This window comes from Streptomyces pseudovenezuelae, from assembly GCF_029892565.1.
In the GTDB taxonomy this organism is placed as follows: domain Bacteria; phylum Actinomycetota; class Actinomycetes; order Streptomycetales; family Streptomycetaceae; genus Streptomyces; species Streptomyces pseudovenezuelae_A.
In genome coordinates this window covers 1-17,773 of sequence record NZ_JARXVH010000028.1, presented here as the reverse complement: position 1 = coordinate 17,773, position 17,773 = coordinate 1, and the positions used below count along the sequence as shown (strand labels likewise).

Below are 17,773 nucleotides of genomic sequence, written 5' to 3'. Positions count from 1 at the left end.
GTGAGAACGTCCATCCTCGGGAGACCTCGACGACTATCCCGTCACCGACGCACCGGTCCCAGCGGCGAGGACCACACTCTCATCTGTTGGAGCCCGCTTAGGTCGAGCGCGCCTTGTCGACGGCCCGCTTCCTCAGGCCCCTCTATGGGACCATCTTGTGTACCTGCTGCACGCGTTCATGGGCCTTGCGGGAGCAGCGAGAAGTGCTGCGGCGCGCGCCGACTTGCGGTTACCGCGTGGCCCTGGCCAGGGCGGCGCGGATCGCATTCGCGCCGACCGGCCGGCCTTCCTCCTCCGAGTACGGTCCATATGGCGTCCCCCACACCGGCGTACTCGTCTCCTGCCGCCAGCTGTCGGCCAGCGGTCCTGTGTCCACCACGCTGTAGCCGATCGAGTCGATGAACTCGGCCACCGTCGCCTTGGCCTCAGCGGAGTCGCCGGCGATCGGCAGGTAGGAGCGGTCGGCTGCTCCTACCGGGCGGCCGAGTGACAGCAGGTGCTTGTAGAAGATGTTGTTGAACGCTTTCACCAGCACGGCGTCCGGGAGATAGCGCAGCAGCAGTGCGCTCGAGGGCAGCGACTTATCGTCGAGTTCGGGGATGGGCCCATCCCGCTCGGAGCCGTAGTTGCAAGTATCGATGACTGTTTTCCCGACCAGTGGCGCGGCGGGCAGCCCAGGAAAGGCCCTGACTGGCACCGCTACCACGACGATGTCGCCGGCCGCCGCGGCATCCGTGCTCGATGCGGCCGACGCCTGCGGCCCCAGTTCCGCAATCAAGTCCGCGAGCGTTTCGGGACCACGCGAGTTGCTCAGCACCACCCGGTGCCCGGCTTCGATGGCGAGCCGCGCGACCGCGCTTCCGATCTGCCCACTTCCGATGAATCCAACCGTTGTCATAGTTCTGCTTCCCTTCTCGAAAGCACCTGCTCTGTCGTTGCTACTGCTCGATGTCGGCCTAGGAACGACGTCCTTGAACACCGGTCGCCCTCGAATCACAGAGGCCGTACCAGTCACACAGCCGCCCATCTGCCTCACCCGATCAGCACGGGGCAGCCGAGACAGCCATGTGTTCAGTTGACTTCTGCGCCGAGGGCGATGTCGAAGCCGGCGCCGTGGCGGGCCAGCCCCATTAGCAGGAGGCCGGTCCATTCAAGGACCGACGCCATCTGGAGCCCTCCTGCGTCGAGAGGCCGCAAGCCGATGCTCTTCAGAAACGCCGCGACTTGGGCCTTCGCCTCGGCATCGTCGCCGGCAAGAAACGCGTCCAGGGGCTTGTCGTGAGCGAGGACGTGCCCGAATATCGAGTTCAGCGCCTTCACGACCGGTGTGCCCTCGGGGGCGGCAGCGGCGATCTCCTGGGCCGCCGAGCGACCTGGGGTAGTCGCGAGCCCGTCGGCGTCGGTGTTGAAGGGATTGGAGATGTCGACGAGGATCTTGCCGGCCAACGCGCCGTCGTAGCGAATGACCGCGTCGACTGCGCCGGTGTACGGGACGGCCACGATGACGATGTCACCTGCCGGCGTTGCACCGAACGCGCCGACGGTGGCTCCATTGCCGATCTGGTCGGCCAGCGCCTGAGCTTTGACGGTGTTGCGGCTCATGAGCTCGATGGTGTGGCCGTGCTTCGCCGCCCGGGTGCCGATGGCGGTGGCCATGTTGCCCGAGCCGATGATGCTGATGGTGGTCATGACGTTTTCCTTTGCTGTCTATCAATCAACTGCTGGGTAATAGGGGTCTTGCCGGTGTGGTGGGCTGCGTCGAGAGCATTGGCCGCGCAGGGCGGAGTGCTAAGAGCGTTCGCGGGCGACGTGTTCGCGTACGGCGGGGATAGTTTCCGCGGCGAAGCGTTCGAGTACGTCCGGGTCGTCGCTGGCCAGGATGAAGACGCTGACACCCTCCTCGACGGCCATCTGGGCCAGTGCCTCCGCGGTCTGCTGACCCGGGAAGATGTTCAGCAGCCGGGTGATCTCGCGGGGGTCGCGGCCGGCGGCCCGCGCGGCGTCGTCGATGATCGCGTTTCCCTTCTGGAGGCCGCCTGGCTCCATGACCGGCAGCGACGGCAACCAGCCATCGGCCTTACGTCCCACCAGGCCCTGCATCTTCGGCTTGTGGGCTCCGAGCCAGATCGGGATCTCGTGTGCGGGCGCGGGTCCGCGCTCGGCGCCGTGGACCGAATGGAACTCCCCGTCGACATCCAGTCCTCCGGGCCCGTCGGCGTCCCACACCCCGCGGATCACGTCGATCGCCTCGCTCAACGCCGCCACTGACTGCAACGGGGTCAATCGACGTCCGCCGATCGCCTGCACCGCATCCCAGTAGAAGCCGGCCCCGAGCCCGAGGCTCATCCGACCACCGGAGAGCAGGTCGAGGCTGGCGGCCGCGCGGGCGAGCACGGCGGGAGGCTGACGCAGCGGCAAGTTGAGCACATTGCCAGACAGACCGATGCGCTCGGTCCGCGCGGCCACCCAGCTCAGCAGAGTCCAGGTATCGAGAAAGCTCGACTGGTAGGGATGATCCTGGAAGGTCACGAAGTCGAAACCGAGCCGCTCACTGAGCTGCGCCAACTCGACCGGACGGGTCGCCGGGGAGTTCGTGGGACCAATGAATGTTGCGAAACGCAAGGGATGACCATAGTCAGGCATCGATGTCTCCTTCAGCCGTTCGTGTGTGGTCAGCCGCGACGCGCGACGTCGTCGCCCACGGCGTGTTGTCAGATCAGGGCGCTGACGATTCCGTCGAGAGGCTCTGGCTGGCCGGCCTCGTGGTGAAGGCTGGTGCCGCCGCGGATCAGGGCGCCGCAGATGACAGCGGCGGCCCAGAAAAGGCCCGCAGCCCACCAGAATCCGATGGCGAACCCGTGCACGGTGGCACCGACGACGGCCGTGCTGCCATGGTCGGTCAGGTAGTGGTTGGTTGCGGTGGCGACGAAGGTGCTGATCAAGGCGACGCCGAGCGCTGAGCCGAGCTGCTGTGAGACATTGTTGAGCGCCCCGGCGGTGCCGGCGTCGCGCGGTTCGACGCCCATCTGCCCGACCGCGACGGCCACGACGGCGGCCGAGCCGATACCCGTTCCGATCAGCACCAGCCCGGGCAGCACCCAGGCCGCGTACGGGCTGCCCGCATCGGCCTGGGTCAGCAAGGCGGCCCCAGCACCGGAGGCGATCAAGCCGGCGGCGACGATGAACCGCATGGTCAGGCGCTGCAGCAGCACGCCCTGGGTCAGCGTGGCTACCACGCCGATTGTGACCATCAGCGGCAGGAACGCGACGCCGGTCGTGATCGGCGAGTAGCGCAGCACGCCCTGGAAGTAGTACGTCAGGAACAGGAACACTGCGAATACCGCCGCGTTCGCCAGGAAGAGCGTCAGGTAGGCCGCACTGCGATTGCGGTCGGCGAGTACGCGCAGCGGGATGAGCGGGTGACGGTCGACCTTCTGGAGCACGACGAAGCCGACCAGCAGGAGACCACCGACGACGAGCGGCGTCAGCGTGACTGCTGAGCCCCAGCCGTCCGTCTGGGCCCTGGCCGAGCCGAAGACCAACCCGAAAATCGCCGCCGAGCCGACGACCGTGCTAGGCACGGAGAGTTTGGGCTTGTCGGGTTCGATGGAGTTGTGCAGCAATGTGAGTCCGCCGATGAGTCCCACGACCGCGAGGACGATGTTCACGTACATGCACCAGCGCCAGCTCACATAGTCGGTCAGCAAACCACCCAGCAGCAGGCCGATGGCGCCGGCGCTGCCCGACACCGCACCGAAGATCCCGAACGCCTTGTTCAGCTCCCTGAGGTCGGTGAAGATCACGGTGATCAGCGACAACGCCGCCGGCGCGAGAATCGCGGCGAACCCACCCTGGACGGCTCGGGCAGTGACCAACGTGCCAATGTTCGGGGCCGCGCCGCCGACGGCGGAGGCAATCGCGAACCCAAGCAGTCCCACGATGAACATGGCTTTGCGGCCGTACGCGTCGGCGAGCCGGCCGCCCAGCGGCAGCAAACTGCCGAACGCCAGCACGTAAGCAGTGATGACCCACTGCCGGTTGGCGTCAGAGAAGCCCAGGTCGACCTGCGCCGAAGGCAACGCCACGTTCACGACAGTCGCATCCAGCAGAATCATGATCTGGGCGGTGACGACGACGCCCAGAGCCATCCACCGTCGCTCGTGGTACGGATTGTGTGGAACCGTCGATTGCGCTGCGTCGGCTTTGGCGACGACTGAGACGCGGGGGGCCCTGGAGGGCTCGTTACTGCTCATTTTCTCTGCCCTTGGTGCGGTTAGGTCGGAGCGCCGACATGAGGCGCTTCTCTGGTCGTCGCTCGCTGTCAGATCTGGCTGAACCCGCCGTCGACGACTAGGTTTGCGCCGGTGATGAAGCTGGCGTCTGAGGAGGCCAGGAACAGCGCAGCAGCCCCGATTTCCTCGCTGCTTCCCAGCCGTCCCAGCGGGATGGCGGCGGTGATCTGCTCCCGAATCTCGGGGGATACGGTGCTGAAGAGCGCGGTGTCGATCGAACCGGGACTGACGACATTTACCCGGATGCCGCGGACCTTCAGCTCCGCGGCCCAGGTGCGGGCGAGTGAACGCACGGCGGCCTTGCTCGCCGAGTAGACCCCGGCACCGGGAATGCCCTTGGTCGCGCTGGTCGTGCCGTTCAGGATGATCGACGCACCGTCGCTCATCAGCGGCAGCAGGTACTGAACGGTGAACACAGTGCCGCGGAAGTTCACGCCCACCAGCGCATCGAACGTATCCGGGGTGATGCTTCCCAGCGGGTCCGAAACCGATCCGAGGCCGGCGCTCGCAAATAGGACGTCGACTCGTCCGTGACGCTCCCGCACGGTCTCGGCCAAGCGAGCCAGGTCGTCGAGATTTCCCGAGTCCGCCTGTACGCCCGTCACGTTGTGGCCGATGGAGGCGACCGCCTCATCCAGTCGGCGCCTGTCTCGTCCGGTGATGAACACGTCGGCGCCTTCGGCCACGAACAACTTGGCCGTCGCCAACCCCATCCCAGAGGTTGCTCCAGTGATCACGGCGACCTTGCCATCAAGTTTGGGCATGTTGACCTTCATCCTTCTGTCGGCAAAACGGCCGAACGGTGCGCGGACCCTGCGGGGCACGCGGGTCGGCGAGTACGCGCCGGTTGTGCGAAGCGCTCCGCAAACGGGACTGTTCTCCCGTTCGTGACTACACGCTCACCGTACCAGATGCGTGCGCGCGCACCTAAATGGGAGGGCACTCAGTTTCCGGGTATGCTGCTGGGTGTGAAGGCACCCGTGTCGCAACCGCGCATCATCTCCCCGGACCAGGTCAAGGGCTGGTTTGCGCTGCTGTTCACCCACGCCACAGTTACCGGGCGGATCGACGCCGCGCTGATGGACCAGCACAAGATCTCGTTCAGCACCGTCGAGATCCTGTGCTGGCTCCTGGAAACCGAGCCTCAGTCGGTTCGAGTTCTGTCTGGCGAACTTGTCAGCGTGAGCCCCACTCGAGCATCACGGTTGGTCCAGAATCTGATCGATGCCGGGCACCTCCAGCGTGGCGCCGACCAAGGCGACGGGCGGGTGTCGCTCATCAGCTTCACCGAAAGCGGACGGCACTTCGCCGAGACGGTCAGACGAACCTTCGAGGATTCGGTCAAGAGATACTTCGTCGATCCCCTCGACGACGATGACATTGCTGCCATCACCCGGATTTGGGCCAAGCTCGAAAACGCAGAAGGCCCTAGCTGAGGGAAATCCGGATCGCTGTGATCGCTATTCTCTTCCGGCGACACGAGACCGGTCAGCGGCTGTCGTCCGCTGTCGGGACTTCGAGCGACAGGGACCGCGCGATGCGGCGGCGGATCGTGACCGCCAACGTCGTGGGCCGCCAGCCGAGCGGCTCGTGTGCGAGCCGCCTGGTCACCGTGTCACGCACGGTCCCCTCGTCACCGCAGCAGCGGCACCACTGGTCGGGTTCGAGGACCCGACAGGCGAGCACGGCCCGGTCGGGTGCGAGACGTTGGCCGGTCACCTCGAGTCCGAGCTCATCGAGACGGCAGAACGTGGTCAGATCAGCGCGCGTGAACCCATGATCGGGGCGCGCCGCGACGGTAGCGTCGGGCATGCCGAGAGCGTCCAGATGGGCAGTGTGAGAACGTCCATCCTCGGGAGACCTCGACGACTATCCCGTCACCGACGCACCGGTCCCAGCGGCGAGGACCACACTCTCATCTGTGAAGAGCCAGATTGGCCACTGGTTCATTCGATATGGCCCATCTCCGACTGGCCAAGTGGAGCGCTGTTCCAGCCGACCCCCCTAACTTCGCTGACCCTCGATCAGGCCCGAAACCGCAAGAATCTGGGCTCCCGCGGCGGTCGGCCGCCGAAATTCGACAAGACGGACTACAGGGCGCGCCATGCCGTCGAGGGCGGGAACAATCGGCTCAAGAGGCGCCGCGCTGTGGCGACGCGCTACGACAAGCGCGCGGTCCACTACGAGGCGACCGTTCTCGGCGCAGCCATCAACGAGTGGCTGTGACCAGCACATTCGATATACGCCCTACGCGGGCAACGCCGTACGGTCGAGGCGCTGCCGCTGGGATTCGGTCAGTTGGAGGTCTGCCGCGGCGAGGTTCTCCTCCAGGTGGGCAAGCGAGCTGGTCCCGGGGATGGGCAGGACGACCGGGGACCGAGCGAGCAGCCAGGCGAGCATGGCCTGGGGTGCGGTGGCGCCGAGTTCGGTAGCGACGGCGTGTACCGCGGGTGCCGGGCCGGAGGCTGCGGCGGCGACCGGCTGCCAGGGGAGGAAAGCGATGTCCGCGGCCTCACACGCCTGGAGGACGGGCTCGTGCTCTCGGTCCAGGAGGTTATAGCGGTTCTGCACACTCGCGATATCAGCGGTCTGCCGGGCCTCGGCAAGCTGCTCGGCAGTGACCTCAGACAGCCCGATGTGTCCGATCTTTCCTTCCTGCTGAAGTTCGTGGAGCGAGCCGATCTGTTCGGCCAAGGGGACCGTCGGATCGATCCGGTGCAGCTGAAGCAGGCCGACGCGCTCGATACGGAGCCGGTGCAGGCTCTGCTCGACCTGCTCGCGCAGGCTCTCCGGCCGTGCGTCGTGCGCCCACCCGTCAGGGCCGGACCGGGTGATCCCGGCTTTGGTGGCGATCAGGAGGTCGTCCGGGCACGGGTGTAGGGCCTCGGCGAGGAGTTCCTCGTTGGCTCCCCATCCGTACATGTGGGCGGTGTCGATCAGCGTGACGCCCAGCTCGACGGCACGCCGGGCCACCGCGATGGCGGTGCCCCGGTCGGAGCCGGGCCCGGTCGGCAAGCGCATGGCGCCGAAACCGAGCCGGGATACCCGGTAGTCACCCCCGATAGAGAACGTGCTCGGCGTGCCGGACATGCGCGGTGTGTCTGACGTCATCGGTTTCCCCCTCGACAACCGACCATACCCGGCCGCTCACTGGCCAATTGAAGCATTCAGGCACCTCACACCCAAGATCCACTACCGATACACGCCCTAAGCGGACGTCCCGGTGATGCCCCTCAAACTGGTCACCACGAAACCAGCGGCAGTGGAATGGCACGGGACAGCCGTCCCGTGCCATCGGTTCCTTTTGCGGTCCGTCAACGATCTCGGGTCAGTCGAGGAAGTTCACTTGTCGCCGGGGAAGTCGTCGACCAAGAGAAGAGCCAGAGGGCCGGCGGGCAGGAGGAATCTCCCCTCATGGACGGTCTTCACGGCGTCGTCCATCGGCCACCACATGAGGTTGAAGTCCTGTTCCGTCTCTGTGAGTTCCTGTGCACCGATGGTGAGTTCACGGGCCTCGAACAAATGGACTCGCGCAGCAGATCCGAGAGTGATCGCGTATGCGCCGAGTGGGTGCCACTGTTCTGCGGTGACTCCTGCTTCCTCTCGAAGTTCACGGCGGGCGCATTCGAGCGGGGATTCGCCGGGCTCGAAGCGGCCGCCGGGGAGGAACAGGAATTCGCCCCCGTGACGGGGGAAGCTGGCGGTCAGCAGAGCTACCAGCCCCTTCGCGTCGCGGGCCACAACCACGGAGGCGTCACGCGTCACTTCAGTGCTCATGCCCGGTGAGCCTAACCTCGCGCTCATAGGCCCTGGCTATGCGGAGCGCAGCCGCGATTCCGCATGGGGCAGGCCGTGCGGCGGCCCCAGCGAGGTCAGGTCGACGGCGCGCAGCGCCTCGCTGTCCAGAACGGCGGCGACCGCTCGGTCGCGCGCCTGCCGTACATGAAGGGAAGCCAGACCGACAGCCTCGGCCCCGCGGCGAGGCTGTCGGACCTCGCCTTCCGTGTTCCCTGCCTCCGCCGGTCAGGCTGTGAGTCCCGCGTCACGGGCCAGCAGGGCGGCCTGGACGCGGTTGGTGACTTCCAGCGCGGTCAGGACACGGCTGACGTGGGCCTTGACGGTGCTCTCGCGCATGGCGAGGCGGGCGGCGATGTCGGCGTTGGTGTCGCCGTGGGCGAGCAGGGCGAGCACCTCGCGTTCGCGGGGGGTGAGCCGGTCCAGCCGGGCCTTGGCACCGGTTGCTTCGGGCTGGTTGGCCGCGTGGTAGCGGTCGATGAGACGGCGGGCCGCGAAGGGGTGGAGCATGGCCGAGCCGGCGGCCACCAGGTGGACGGCGCGCAGTATTTCGTCCGGGTCGGTGTCCTTGAGCAGGAAGCCGTCGGCTCCGGCGGCGAGGGCGTTGTAGACGTACTCGTCGAGGTCGAAGGTGGTCAGGGTGATCACCTTCGGCGGGTGGGGGAGGGCTCGCAGGCGGGCGGTGGCGGTGATGCCGTCCATGCGGGGCATGCGTACGTCGACGAGGGCGACGTCGATGCGGTGGGCGGTGGCCTGATCGATGGCCTTCAGGCCGTCGGAGGCTTGGGCGACAACCTCAATGCCGGGGTCGCCGTCGAGGAGGTCGGCCAGGCCGAGGCGGACTAGGGCGTCGTCGTCGACGATCATGGTGCGGATCATGTGCGGGTGCCGTTCTGTTCGATGCCGGCGGGGTGGGGGATGCGTGCGGCCAGCCGCCAGGCGCCCGCGCCGGCCGGTCCGGAGCTCAGGTGCCCGCCGAGGGCGGTGACGCGTTCGCGCAGACCGACGAGCCCGTAGCCGCTGCCCACGGTGTCCGTGCGGGCAGTGCCAGGGGGGTTGGTGACCTCGACGAGTGTGGCGGGCGGCCCGTAGCCGATGCGTACGGTCACCGGAGCGCCGTCGGCATGCTTGCGGGCATTGGTCAGTGCCTCCTGGACGATGCGGTACACGGCCAGGCGGTGAGTGGTGGGAGCCTGCTCAGGAAGGCCGTCGGTGGTCACCTCGATGTGCTGGCCGACGGCGCGCGCCTCGTCGGCCAGCTCCCCTACTTCCCTCATCATCGGTGTGAGGGCGGCGCTGGCCGGCGTGGCGGCGGGGTCGCGCAGCACACCGAGAACCTCGCGCAGATCGGTGAGGGCCTCGACGGACGTCGTGCGCAGCAGTCCGAGGCGCTCGGTGACCGGTGCGGGCAGTGTGCCGCTCTTGGTGGCCAGGACACCGGTATGCAGGGCGATCAGGCTCAGGCGGTGGGCCAGGACGTCGTGCATCTCGGCGGCGATACGGGACCGTTCCGCGACGCGGGCCGCATCCTCGCGCAGCTGCGCCTCGACGCTCAGGTGCTCGACGTCGGCTGCCAGCGCCCGGAGCAGGCGGCGGCGACTGCCCAGCCACAGCCCGACGAGCACGGCCAGAACCGGCAGGAGCACCGTGGACGCGTAGGACTGGCTTGTCCACAGGGAGGTGGCCCGGTAGCTGAGGAGGTTGGCGCCCAGCGCGGCGACACCACAGCCCGCTGCCATCCGCACGCGGCGGTCCACGGCCAGGTCGTACAGGACGACTGCCAGCATGGGCAGCAGCAGCACTCCCCACCATGCCGTGGCCACGGTGACCAACACCGGCGCAGCGGGCCATCGCAGCCGAGGCACGAGCAGAGCCGCTCCGCACACCAACGCTGTGGCCATGACGGGGGCCAGGTAGTGCCCCTGGAGCGCCGCGTCGTTGACCACTGCGGCCAGTACGCACAACGCCACGAGCGCCCCCCGCCCGTAGGCCGCCCATCTGCGGTTTTCTCTGCTGCTCACCTGCGCCATCCTAGGCAGCCCGGTGCGCTGTTCCGTCCGACGATCGATGACGTCCACCCCCTACTTTCGTGGGGGGACGCCGTCGCAGAACGACGGATCCCATGACGATCGCGGCTTTCTAGCGTCGATTCCATGAACGACCGGACCACCTCCCACGACCGTGTCCTGACGCAGCGCAATGCCGAAAGCTGGATGTTCCTGATCGAAGCAGCCCGTGATCTGCGCACCACGGGCGCCATAGCCCCCAGCGGCAAGGCCCTGGCCCGCGTGCTCACCGAACCCGTACGGGCTCAGACACCCCACCCGCTGGCAGTCCTGGAAGCCGGCGCCGGCACCGGCCCGGTCACCCGGGCCCTGATACCGCAGCTGTCCCGGGGCAGCCGCCTGGACATCGTCGAGGCCAACCCGCGTTTCGCCGCGCGACTGCGCACTCTCGTCACCGCGCACCCGCACCTGACAGCCACGTCTGCGCAGGTGAACGTGCATCAGACCTATGTCGAGCAGCTCGACACCGACCAGCGGTACGACGTCATCGTCTCCGGGCTTCCCCTGACCAACTTCACGCCCGCGCAGGTCGAGCACATCATGGCCCGCTACCTGGAGCTCCTCCACCCCGGCGGCACGCTGACGTACTTCGCCTACCTGGGCACCCGCAGGGCCCGTGCATTGACGGCGTCGCGAGCCGAAGCCCGCCGCCACGCCGCCGTGGACGAGATCATGGCCACCTATCAGCGGACCTACGCCACGGGCCTCTGGACGGTATGGGCCAACGTTCCCCCCGCTTACGTCTGGCATCTGCAGCGCCCCCTGGTCTCCGCGGACCAGGCCGAACCGCAGTCCGTCGAGGCGCGGCGGTGAACGCGCTCTCCGACATCCTCGGCCACCTCCCGCCGGCCGCGGCGTACGCGGTGGTGGCTGCTGCGGTCCTGGCCGAGTCGATCCTTCTGATCGGCGCTTTCGTTCCGACGCTGACCCTGCTCCTGACCGCCGGCGCGCTGGCCCGCACCGGCCAGGTCAACCTTTTTCTCGTCATCGCCACCGCGGCCGGAACCGTGGTGGCGGGTGACTTTCTCGCCCATCGCACCGGCAGGTTCCTCGGTGACCGGCTGCGCGCAGGTCGCATGGGGCGTCGCGTTCCGGATGCCCCGTGGGGCCGGGCTGAGACCCTGATGACGCGCCATGGCGGCCGAGCGGTCTTCGTGGCCCGCTTCCTGCCGGTGGTGCGCACCCTCGCGCCGCACTCCGCGGGCGCTACCCGCGTGCCCTACCGGCGCATCGCTCCGTACAGCGTCGTCGCCGCTTGTGTGTGGGCCACAGCGGAAGCGGGTGTCGGATACGCCGCCGCGACCTCTCTCCAGCGCGTCCTCACGCTGGGCGGCCCTGCCCTCGCCCTGGTCGCTCTGATGGCGAGCGGGGGCTCGCTGCTGTGGCGAAGAGGACGACGCCCGTCTCCTTCGGCCCAGGAACCGGCGCCCGAGCCCGCCACGACGTCCTGCGGCCATTCTCAGGCAGGCCTGACGAGGCCGGTGTCGTAGGCGAAGATCACGGCCTGGACCCGGTCCCGGACCCCGATCTTGGTGAGGATGCTGCTCACGTGTGACTTGACGGTGGACTCGGCGAGGGAGAGGCGTTCGGCGATCTCGGTGTTGCTCCAGCCGGTCGCGATGGCGGTGAGTACTTCGCGTTCGCGGTTGGTGAGGCGTGCCAGCTGCCGTTGCTGTTCAGGTGTGTAGCCCGGCAGACGGCTGCTGAAGGCGTCGATGAGCTGGCGGGTCAGACCGGGCGAGATGACGGCGTCTCCGGCGGCCACCGCGCGGATGCCGGAGACGAGCTCGTCGGGAAGGGCGTCTTTCAGCAGGAACCCGGACGCTCCGGCGCGCAGGGCGTCGTAGGCGTATTCATCGAGGTCGAAGGTGGTCAGGACCAGGATGCGGGAGCGGCCGCCGGACGCGATGATGCGTCTGGTGGCCTCGATGCCGTCCATGCCGGGCATGCGGACATCCATGAGGACGACATCGGGCTTCAGCTCTGCGGCCATGCGGACGGCTTCGGCGCCGTGGGTGGCTTCGCCGACGAGGGTGAGATCGGGGTGCTGCTCCAGGAGCATGCTGAAGCCGAGGCGTTGCAGAGCCTGGTCGTCGACGATGAGCACGGTGGTCATGTGCGGGGTTCTCCGTTCCGGTCGTGGATGGGGGTACCTCCCTGCTCACGGGGGAGGGCGGGGGGTCAGGAAACGGGCGTGGACGCTCCAGCCGCCCTCACGGTTGGGTCCGGCGGTGACCTGGCCCTGGTAGATGGCCGCGCGTTCGCGCATGCCGATCAGGCCGCGGCCGTTTCCGGTGCTTCGTCTTCGGGAGTGGGGTGCGCGGAGGGGGCCGGTGTCCTCGACATCGACGTGGACCGTTCCGTGCCCGACGGTTACCCGGACGTTGACGGAGGTGTCGGCGACGGCGTGCTTGAGGGTGTTGGTGAGAGCTTCCTGGACGATGCGGTACACGGTGAGCTGAAGGCCGGGGGCCAGCGCGGCGAGGTCGCCGTCGGCGCCGAGGGTGATGCTGGGGCCGGCGGTGCGGACGCGTTCGATCAGCGGGATGAGGTCGGCGAGGCCGGGCTGCGGGGCGAGCGGGGCCTCGTGTTGCCGGTCGTTGTCGTTGCCGATGACGGCGAGGAGACGGCGTAGTTCGGCCAGGGCGCCGCGGCCGCTGTCGGCGATGATTCGTAGGGTCTCGGCACCGCGTTGGGGCTTGGTCTCGGTGAGGCCGGCGGCGCCGTCGGCGAGGCCTACGATGACGGCGAGGGTGTGGCCGAGGATGTCGTGCATCTCCTTCGAGACGCGGGCGCGTTCCTGGGCGACGGCGAGGCGGGCCTGCTGGTCCTTCTCCTTCTGCAGGGCGGCGATGACGACGTTCACCAGACGGGTGGCGAGGCCGAGGCCGGCGATGGCCGTCACCGTCACCATCCCCAGCAGTATGAGGAGTTCCGGGCGTGCGGCGTACTCTGCCTGGCCGTCGCCCCACAGCCCGGCGGCCCAGGCCACGAGCTGCATCAGGGAGATGGCCAGGGCGATGAGCACCTGGCCGGGGGTGGCGAAGCGGCCCACATTGAACAGGGCTACGAGGCGTGCGACGTCGGCGCTGGCGTTGCCGTTGGCACCGTGGAGGGACCCTGTGCAGGCCGTCAGCACAGCGGTGGCAGTGATGAGCGCGAAGACCAGCATGGGCCTGCGCTCCCGCCACAGCAGCGGAACGGCCACGGCGACCGTGAGGGCCAGCTCTTCGACGACCCCGGATTCGCCGGCGGAGGCGAGCATGGACGGCAGGCCAAGGCCAGCGCAAAGCAGCGGTACGCCCCACCGTCGGACCCAAGGGCGGGTCCGGTCCGCCCACCGCCAGGAGGACAGCCGGGCGATGATGGACACGATCACACGCTGCTCATCATCGGTTGTCAGTGCCTCGGGCAGCTTGGGAACGTGTCGGCCGGGCCGGGAATCCTGCGGGGAAGTGGGGGTCAAGGTCTGTGCCCTTCGAGGTGCAGGCGAGCCGCCCGCCGGCCCTCGGGGGAAGGTCCAACGGGCGGCGACTGGGAAGAACGCCGACCGGTGCCGACCGCTCTTCCATGATCGTACGGCCGAAGAAAGCACGGCTTCGGTGGTCGTCCTGCCCGGGCTTCAAACCTAGAACCGGTATCCGCCGACGCCACGGCACCGCGGGTGGAAATGCGGCGACGCCGACTAGGATTTGTCCGGGCGATCATGTTCGGAGCCAGATGGTGAGGGCTGCCGCGGTGGCCGTGCCAAGGTAGACATAGCCGCGCTTGTCATAGCGGGTGGCCACCGCCCGGTGCTGCTTCAGCCGGTTGATGGCCCGCTCGACGGTGTTGCGCTTCTTGTACCGCTCTTCGTCGAAGCCGGGTGGTCGTCCGCCGCGTGAGCCTTTGCGGAGGCGGGCGGCCTGGCTGTCGGTCTTCTCCGGGATGGTGTGCCGGATGCCCCGGCGCCGTAGGTAATCGCGGCAAGGTCGGTTGCTGTAGGCCTTGTCTGCGGCGATGCTGTCGGGCTTTGTGCGGGGCCTGCCCGGCCCGGGTTTCGGGACTCGGATCTTCTCCAACACCGGTTTGAACTGCGTGCAGTCAGCCCGCTGACCTGGTGTGACGATCAGGGACAGTGGGCGGCAGCGGCCGTCCGCGCTCAGGTGGAGCTTGGTGGTGAACCCGCCGCGCGAGCGACCCAGGCCCTCACCTCCTGCACCACCTCCACCAGGCGGGCGACGAGGCTCTGCCACGGCGTTTCGCCCTGGTGTTCGTTCGGTTCTGCCCCTTTGGAGGCGAGGGCTGGTGGCGGTTCGGTGCGGGCGCCGGCCGCGTGCTGGTGGGCGCGGACGATGGTGGAATCGACCGAGACATCCCAGTCGATCTCGCCCGCGGTGTCGGCCGCGGCCTGGACCTGTTGGAGCAGATGCTCCCACGTTCCGTCGGCCGCCCACAGCCGGTGACGTTCATAGACGGTCTTCCAGGGCCCGAAGCGTTCAGGCAGGTCACGCCACTGCACGCCGGTCCGCACCCGGTGCAGAATCCCGTCGATCACCTGCCGATGGTCCCGCCACCGGCCACAACGCCGGTTGCTGACAGGCAGGAACGGCCGCAGCCGTTCCCACTCCGCGTCACTCAGATCACCCCGCCCCATGGCAGGAAGAACGACCCGGACGCATGCCGGTCACAAGATCACTCGAACTCTGATCCCTACTTCGTGACGAAGGGTGCGTATCCGACCGGGATCTCGCTCACCTGAAGGTCCGAGAAGAGCAAGGTCAGGTTGTGTGCGTTGGTCTCAATGCGGACCTCATGAAAGTCGATCCCGAGGACATTCGACCAGCGGCGGGTCGCCTCCGACTCAGGGAGAAGCTTGGCTCCCGGGTACAGGCAGTGCCACTTCACGCCCCAGACGTAACCGTCGAGGTCGACGCCCGTCTCGGACTCGATGAGCCGGTCGTCCAAAGAAACCCGCCAGGTCCCCGCCGACACGGACGTCTCGCAGCGGGCCTCGACGCAGTACCGAAAGAGATACCGCAGGTGGGACGGCGTGACGCCGGTACGGGGATCCGCAGTCGCGTAGACGATGACCTCGTAGTCGCGCATGTAGTTGGTGTACCCGTGGTGCACGACAGCGTGATCGAAGGTCTCGTCCAGCATCTGTTCAAGAACAGCGGTATCCATACCGCCCTTCTACCTCACTCGGCGAGACCTTCGACAACGAGATTCACAGGCGTCAGGCACCGTTGCCTCAGAGATCGCCCGGACAAGTCCTAGTACCGGGGTACTACCTCGCAACGTCGCTATGACCGGGCGAAGGAAGCGGCGAGCGACTGGTGCGCAGAGCGGCGGGCCGGCCTCGTAGGCGAAGGCAACGGCCTGGACGCGGCTGCGGGCGCCGATCTTGGTGAGTATGCGACCGATGTGGGACTTGACGGTGGTCGGGGCGATGGACAGGTGTTCGGCGATCTCGGTGGTGCTCCAGCCGCGGGCCACGGTGGCAAGAACCTGGCGCTCACGTTCGGTGAGTGTGCCAATCCGTTGTGCCGCGGGGGCCGTGGAAGCGGGCGGCCGCCGTCGTACGGTGTCGATGAGCCGGCGGGTGAGCTCAGGAGTGATGACGGCACCTCCGGCAGCCACTGCGCGGATGGCCGCGGTCACCTCGTGCGGGGCGGTGTTCTCCGGCAGCAGTGCGTCAGCGCCTGCCGCCAGCGCGGCCCAGGCGTACCCGTCGAGCCCGACAGGGGTAAGCACCAGTACGCGGGGGTGGAGTGGACTGTCACCGCGTGTGAGGCGGCCGATGGTGTCGATCCAGTCCGTGCTGGGCTTGAGGATGTGTATGAGGACGACGTCCGGGCGGAGCCGGGTGGCCGTGCGGACCGCCTCGGCACCGCCGGCCGCCTCGCCCACCGGGCTCAGGTCTGGCTCGCAATCCAGCAGGAGGCGGTAGCCCAGGCGTCGAGGTTCCTGGTCGTTGACGATGAGAACGGTGAGCACGCTGCCGGGGTTCTCCCTGTATGTGGGGCATACCGGCGACGAGCGCGGTGGATCGGGTGGGCCGGTCGGTCGCCAACGGCTGGAAGATCCCTGCCTTTTGGGAACTCAGTCGCCGATCGCCCGGAGCACGGCATTGGCCATGCCTTTCTCGCCGTGTGCGTTCGGGTGGACGGCGGCGGCCGGGCTGCTGGGCTGGAGGGGCTCTATCCAGCGGGTCTTCTGCGCGGAGCAGGCGTCGTGTCCGACGGACGGGGAGTAGGTGTCGACGTACGTCGCTCCGGCGGCTTCGCTCTGCCCGCGCAGCATGGTGTTGAGCTGCTTCCCCTTGTCGTACAGGTAGGTCGCGTCACCGGGCGCGAGGGGCAGCTCCCGGCCGCAGCCCTTGGCTTCGGCGGGCAGGATCGCCGGATAGCCGACGACGTAGACCCGGGCCTTCGGCGCACGCCGTTCGATCTCGGCCAGCGCCGCGGACAGCTTTCGGCCGGTTGCCTGGATCTTCTGTGCCACTTCGTCGGTGCCGCCGTCGGCGTACTGCTTTTTGCAGGGCGCATTGTCAGAGAAAAGGCGGCCGCTGCCGATCGCACGGTACATCGCTCCCATCGTGACGCATTTCGTGACCGTCGAACCGAACCCGATGTCGTTGCCGCCTATGCCGAGGGTGACCAGTCGCGTCCGCTTCGAGAGGGCCGAAAACTGGGCGGGGTTGGTCCCGTTGGATGTCTTCTGCGGCGCGGTGAGGTCGGTGATCGTGGCGCCGCTGCAGCTGACGTCACGGAAGTCAGCGGCCGTGACGCCGAGTTGGCGTGCCACCACCGCGGGATAGTTGTGGTCGGAGCGGTCGCATCCGGCCGGGGTTCCGGACTGTCGGGGGATCTTCGGACCAGAGGTGTAGGAGTCGCCGAGAGCGACGTAGGGTCCGGGCTGCGGATGCTCGCTCCCGGAGTTTTCGGCGTCGTCGTCCGGCCGTGCGACGAGCACGGCGGTGAGCAGAACACCGCAGCTCACGATTGCGGCCAGACCTGTGCGTGCATACGGTCCCATGGGTTTCTCCTGTCGTCGTCACAGATGACCAACTGCTGGGCGGGCACCGCAGTGCAAGGGGGCTGCGGGGGATGGGCGGCGGTGCCCGGAGCGGGACCGGCAGGGCTGGCTGAGGGAGGCGGAAGGTTTGCCCGGATGGCGGCGGGGACGAGGGCGTATGTGAACCTGTCGTCAAACTAGGCGGGGAAACGCGCTTGTCGGCGGCACCGCGGGACCGAATACGGCAGTGCCGAGTAGTACTGCGGTAGGAAGGCACGTCGACTCGCGGCGGAGGTGCAACCAAGGCCGGCCGGGTATGTCGTAGGCATACCGGCGCAGCGCGCATCCGTTCGCATCAAACCCGTGGAACCGAACCGGAGTTGACGACGTGCCTGGTGGTCTCGATGCCGGGCATGCGGGTGTTTGCACGGACAGTGTCGGGGTGGCGTTCGGGGTGTGCCGACTGATCCGCAGGCGTCCGCGGCCTCGCAACGGCGGTGAGGCCGGGCCGCGCCCTGGCGTCATGGCCGAAACCCCACCCCCGGGGGGGGGTGGGGGTTGGGGGGGTCGCCCCTGTCAAAACGGGGGGTTGTCCACCGCGTTTGGGGGGGGGGTGGGGGT

The 17,773-nt window shown here is 67.9% G+C and carries 18 protein-coding genes and 2 pseudogenes; 4 read left to right on the top strand and 16 right to left on the bottom strand.

Annotated elements, in window-relative coordinates; genetic code table 11:
* Positions 1 to 229 precede the first annotated feature (229 nt).
* The 5 genes from M2283_RS46395 to M2283_RS46375 form a co-directional block, all read right to left on the bottom strand.
* Positions 230 to 898, bottom strand: a complete 669-nt coding sequence (locus M2283_RS46395; RefSeq protein WP_280882645.1) for an NADPH-dependent F420 reductase — start codon at positions 896 to 898, stop codon at positions 230 to 232.
* A gap of 173 nt (positions 899 to 1,071) precedes the next feature.
* A complete protein-coding gene (locus tag M2283_RS46390; protein WP_280882644.1) occupies positions 1,072 to 1,689 on the bottom strand; it encodes an NADPH-dependent F420 reductase in 618 nt (205 codons plus the stop codon).
* A 99-nt stretch (positions 1,690 to 1,788) separates the two neighbouring features.
* On the bottom strand, positions 1,789 to 2,643 hold the full coding sequence (locus M2283_RS46385) for an LLM class flavin-dependent oxidoreductase (RefSeq protein WP_280882643.1): 855 nt from the start codon (positions 2,641 to 2,643) through the stop codon (positions 1,789 to 1,791).
* Positions 2,644 to 2,711: 68 nt separating this feature from the next.
* Positions 2,712 to 4,148: an MFS transporter gene (locus M2283_RS46380; protein WP_280882642.1), complete on the bottom strand. Its 1,437-nt coding sequence runs from the start codon at positions 4,146 to 4,148 to the stop codon at positions 2,712 to 2,714.
* Positions 4,149 to 4,321: 173 nt separating this feature from the next.
* On the bottom strand, positions 4,322 to 5,056 hold the full coding sequence (locus M2283_RS46375; RefSeq protein ID WP_075028644.1) for an SDR family NAD(P)-dependent oxidoreductase: 735 nt from the start codon (positions 5,054 to 5,056) through the stop codon (positions 4,322 to 4,324).
* Between the two features lie 204 nt (positions 5,057 to 5,260).
* Between M2283_RS46375 and M2283_RS46370 the strand changes: the two genes are divergently transcribed.
* Positions 5,261 to 5,728: a MarR family winged helix-turn-helix transcriptional regulator gene (locus M2283_RS46370; protein WP_280882641.1), complete on the top strand. Its 468-nt coding sequence runs from the start codon at positions 5,261 to 5,263 to the stop codon at positions 5,726 to 5,728.
* Positions 5,729 to 5,834: 106 nt separating this feature from the next.
* Here M2283_RS46370 and M2283_RS46365 read toward each other — a convergent pair.
* Positions 5,835 to 6,104, bottom strand: a pseudogene (locus M2283_RS46365) (ISL3 family transposase); the annotation flags it as partial.
* A 210-nt stretch (positions 6,105 to 6,314) separates the two neighbouring features.
* Here M2283_RS46365 and M2283_RS46360 point away from each other — a divergent pair.
* Positions 6,315 to 6,518 (top strand): annotated as a pseudogene (locus tag M2283_RS46360) (IS5 family transposase); the annotation flags it as partial.
* 21 nt (positions 6,519 to 6,539) lie between these two features.
* On the opposite strand, the gene M2283_RS46355 reads toward M2283_RS46360, so the two are convergent.
* From M2283_RS46355 to M2283_RS46340, 4 genes are all read right to left on the bottom strand, one after another.
* Positions 6,540 to 7,382, bottom strand: coding sequence for an aldo/keto reductase (locus tag M2283_RS46355; RefSeq protein WP_280882716.1), 843 nt, complete (start codon positions 7,380 to 7,382; stop codon positions 6,540 to 6,542).
* Positions 7,383 to 7,634: 252 nt separating this feature from the next.
* On the bottom strand, positions 7,635 to 8,069 hold the full coding sequence (locus M2283_RS46350; RefSeq protein ID WP_280882640.1) for an NUDIX hydrolase: 435 nt from the start codon (positions 8,067 to 8,069) through the stop codon (positions 7,635 to 7,637).
* A 246-nt stretch (positions 8,070 to 8,315) separates the two neighbouring features.
* Complete coding sequence (locus M2283_RS46345) at positions 8,316 to 8,966, bottom strand: response regulator transcription factor (RefSeq protein ID WP_280882639.1); 651 nt, start codon at positions 8,964 to 8,966, stop codon at positions 8,316 to 8,318.
* Positions 8,963 to 10,117: a sensor histidine kinase gene (locus M2283_RS46340; protein ID WP_280882638.1), complete on the bottom strand. Its 1,155-nt coding sequence runs from the start codon at positions 10,115 to 10,117 to the stop codon at positions 8,963 to 8,965. Before M2283_RS46340 ends, M2283_RS46345 begins: the two co-directional genes overlap by 4 nt.
* A 123-nt stretch (positions 10,118 to 10,240) precedes the next feature.
* Between M2283_RS46340 and M2283_RS46335 the strand changes: the two genes are divergently transcribed.
* Both M2283_RS46335 and M2283_RS46330 read left to right on the top strand, forming a co-directional pair.
* The gene (locus M2283_RS46335; protein WP_280882637.1) at positions 10,241 to 10,966 is read left to right on the top strand and encodes a class I SAM-dependent methyltransferase; all 726 of its coding nucleotides are present in this window, start codon (positions 10,241 to 10,243) and stop codon (positions 10,964 to 10,966) included.
* Positions 10,963 to 11,643 (top strand): DedA family protein, encoded by a 681-nt coding sequence (locus M2283_RS46330; RefSeq protein WP_280882636.1) that lies wholly within the window; start codon positions 10,963 to 10,965, stop codon positions 11,641 to 11,643. Before M2283_RS46335 ends, M2283_RS46330 begins: the two co-directional genes overlap by 4 nt.
* Here the strand turns inward: M2283_RS46330 and M2283_RS46325 are convergent.
* From M2283_RS46325 to M2283_RS46300, 6 genes are all read right to left on the bottom strand, one after another.
* Positions 11,613 to 12,269, bottom strand: coding sequence for a response regulator transcription factor (locus M2283_RS46325; protein ID WP_280882635.1), 657 nt, complete (start codon positions 12,267 to 12,269; stop codon positions 11,613 to 11,615). The two genes, M2283_RS46330 and M2283_RS46325, sit on opposite strands and share 31 nt — an antisense overlap.
* Positions 12,270 to 12,314: 45 nt before the next feature.
* Positions 12,315 to 13,418 carry a sensor histidine kinase gene (locus M2283_RS46320; protein WP_280882634.1) on the bottom strand — a complete coding sequence of 368 codons (1,104 nt, stop codon included), beginning with the start codon at positions 13,416 to 13,418 and terminating at the stop codon, positions 12,315 to 12,317.
* 439 nt (positions 13,419 to 13,857) lie between these two features.
* A protein-coding gene (locus M2283_RS46315; protein WP_432423234.1) for an IS5 family transposase occupies positions 13,858 to 14,789 on the bottom strand; the annotation gives its coding sequence in 2 pieces (ribosomal slippage) (positions 13,858 to 14,453 and positions 14,453 to 14,789; 933 coding nt in all).
* A gap of 56 nt (positions 14,790 to 14,845) precedes the next feature.
* Positions 14,846 to 15,319, bottom strand: a complete 474-nt coding sequence (locus M2283_RS46310) for a hypothetical protein (protein ID WP_280882633.1) — start codon at positions 15,317 to 15,319, stop codon at positions 14,846 to 14,848.
* A 9-nt stretch (positions 15,320 to 15,328) separates the two neighbouring features.
* On the bottom strand, positions 15,329 to 16,132 hold the full coding sequence (locus M2283_RS46305) for a response regulator transcription factor (RefSeq protein WP_348538985.1): 804 nt from the start codon (positions 16,130 to 16,132) through the stop codon (positions 15,329 to 15,331).
* Positions 16,133 to 16,237: 105 nt separating this feature from the next.
* A complete protein-coding gene (locus M2283_RS46300; protein WP_280882632.1) occupies positions 16,238 to 17,173 on the bottom strand; it encodes an SGNH/GDSL hydrolase family protein in 936 nt (311 codons plus the stop codon).
* Between the last annotated feature and the right edge of the window lie 600 nt (positions 17,174 to 17,773).

Bases quoted from the DNA above. Each gene is read 5' to 3' on its own strand.
- M2283_RS46395 (WP_280882645.1), bottom strand. From the start codon at position 898: ATGACAACGGTTGGATTCATCGGAAGTGGGCAGATCGGAAGCGCGGTC.
- M2283_RS46390 (WP_280882644.1), bottom strand. From the start codon at position 1,689: ATGACCACCATCAGCATCATCGGCTCGGGCAACATGGCCACCGCCATC.
- M2283_RS46385 (WP_280882643.1), bottom strand. From the start codon at position 2,643: ATGCCTGACTATGGTCATCCCTTGCGTTTCGCAACATTCATTGGTCCC.
- M2283_RS46380 (WP_280882642.1), bottom strand. From the start codon at position 4,148: ATGGCTCTGGGCGTCGTCGTCACCGCCCAGATCATGATTCTGCTGGAT.
- M2283_RS46375 (WP_075028644.1), bottom strand. From the start codon at position 5,056: ATGCCCAAACTTGATGGCAAGGTCGCCGTGATCACTGGAGCAACCTCT.
- M2283_RS46355 (WP_280882716.1), bottom strand. From the start codon at position 7,382: ATGTCCGGCACGCCGAGCACGTTCTCTATCGGGGGTGACTACCGGGTA.
- M2283_RS46350 (WP_280882640.1), bottom strand. From the start codon at position 8,069: ATGAGCACTGAAGTGACGCGTGACGCCTCCGTGGTTGTGGCCCGCGAC.
- M2283_RS46345 (WP_280882639.1), bottom strand. From the start codon at position 8,966: ATGATCCGCACCATGATCGTCGACGACGACGCCCTAGTCCGCCTCGGC.
- M2283_RS46340 (WP_280882638.1), bottom strand. From the start codon at position 10,117: ATGGCGCAGGTGAGCAGCAGAGAAAACCGCAGATGGGCGGCCTACGGG.
- M2283_RS46335 (WP_280882637.1), top strand. From the start codon at position 10,241: ATGAACGACCGGACCACCTCCCACGACCGTGTCCTGACGCAGCGCAAT.
- M2283_RS46325 (WP_280882635.1), bottom strand. From the start codon at position 12,269: ATGACCACCGTGCTCATCGTCGACGACCAGGCTCTGCAACGCCTCGGC.
- M2283_RS46320 (WP_280882634.1), bottom strand. From the start codon at position 13,418: ATGCTCGCCTCCGCCGGCGAATCCGGGGTCGTCGAAGAGCTGGCCCTC.
- M2283_RS46310 (WP_280882633.1), bottom strand. From the start codon at position 15,319: ATGGATACCGCTGTTCTTGAACAGATGCTGGACGAGACCTTCGATCAC.
- M2283_RS46300 (WP_280882632.1), bottom strand. From the start codon at position 17,173: ATGGGACCGTATGCACGCACAGGTCTGGCCGCAATCGTGAGCTGCGGT.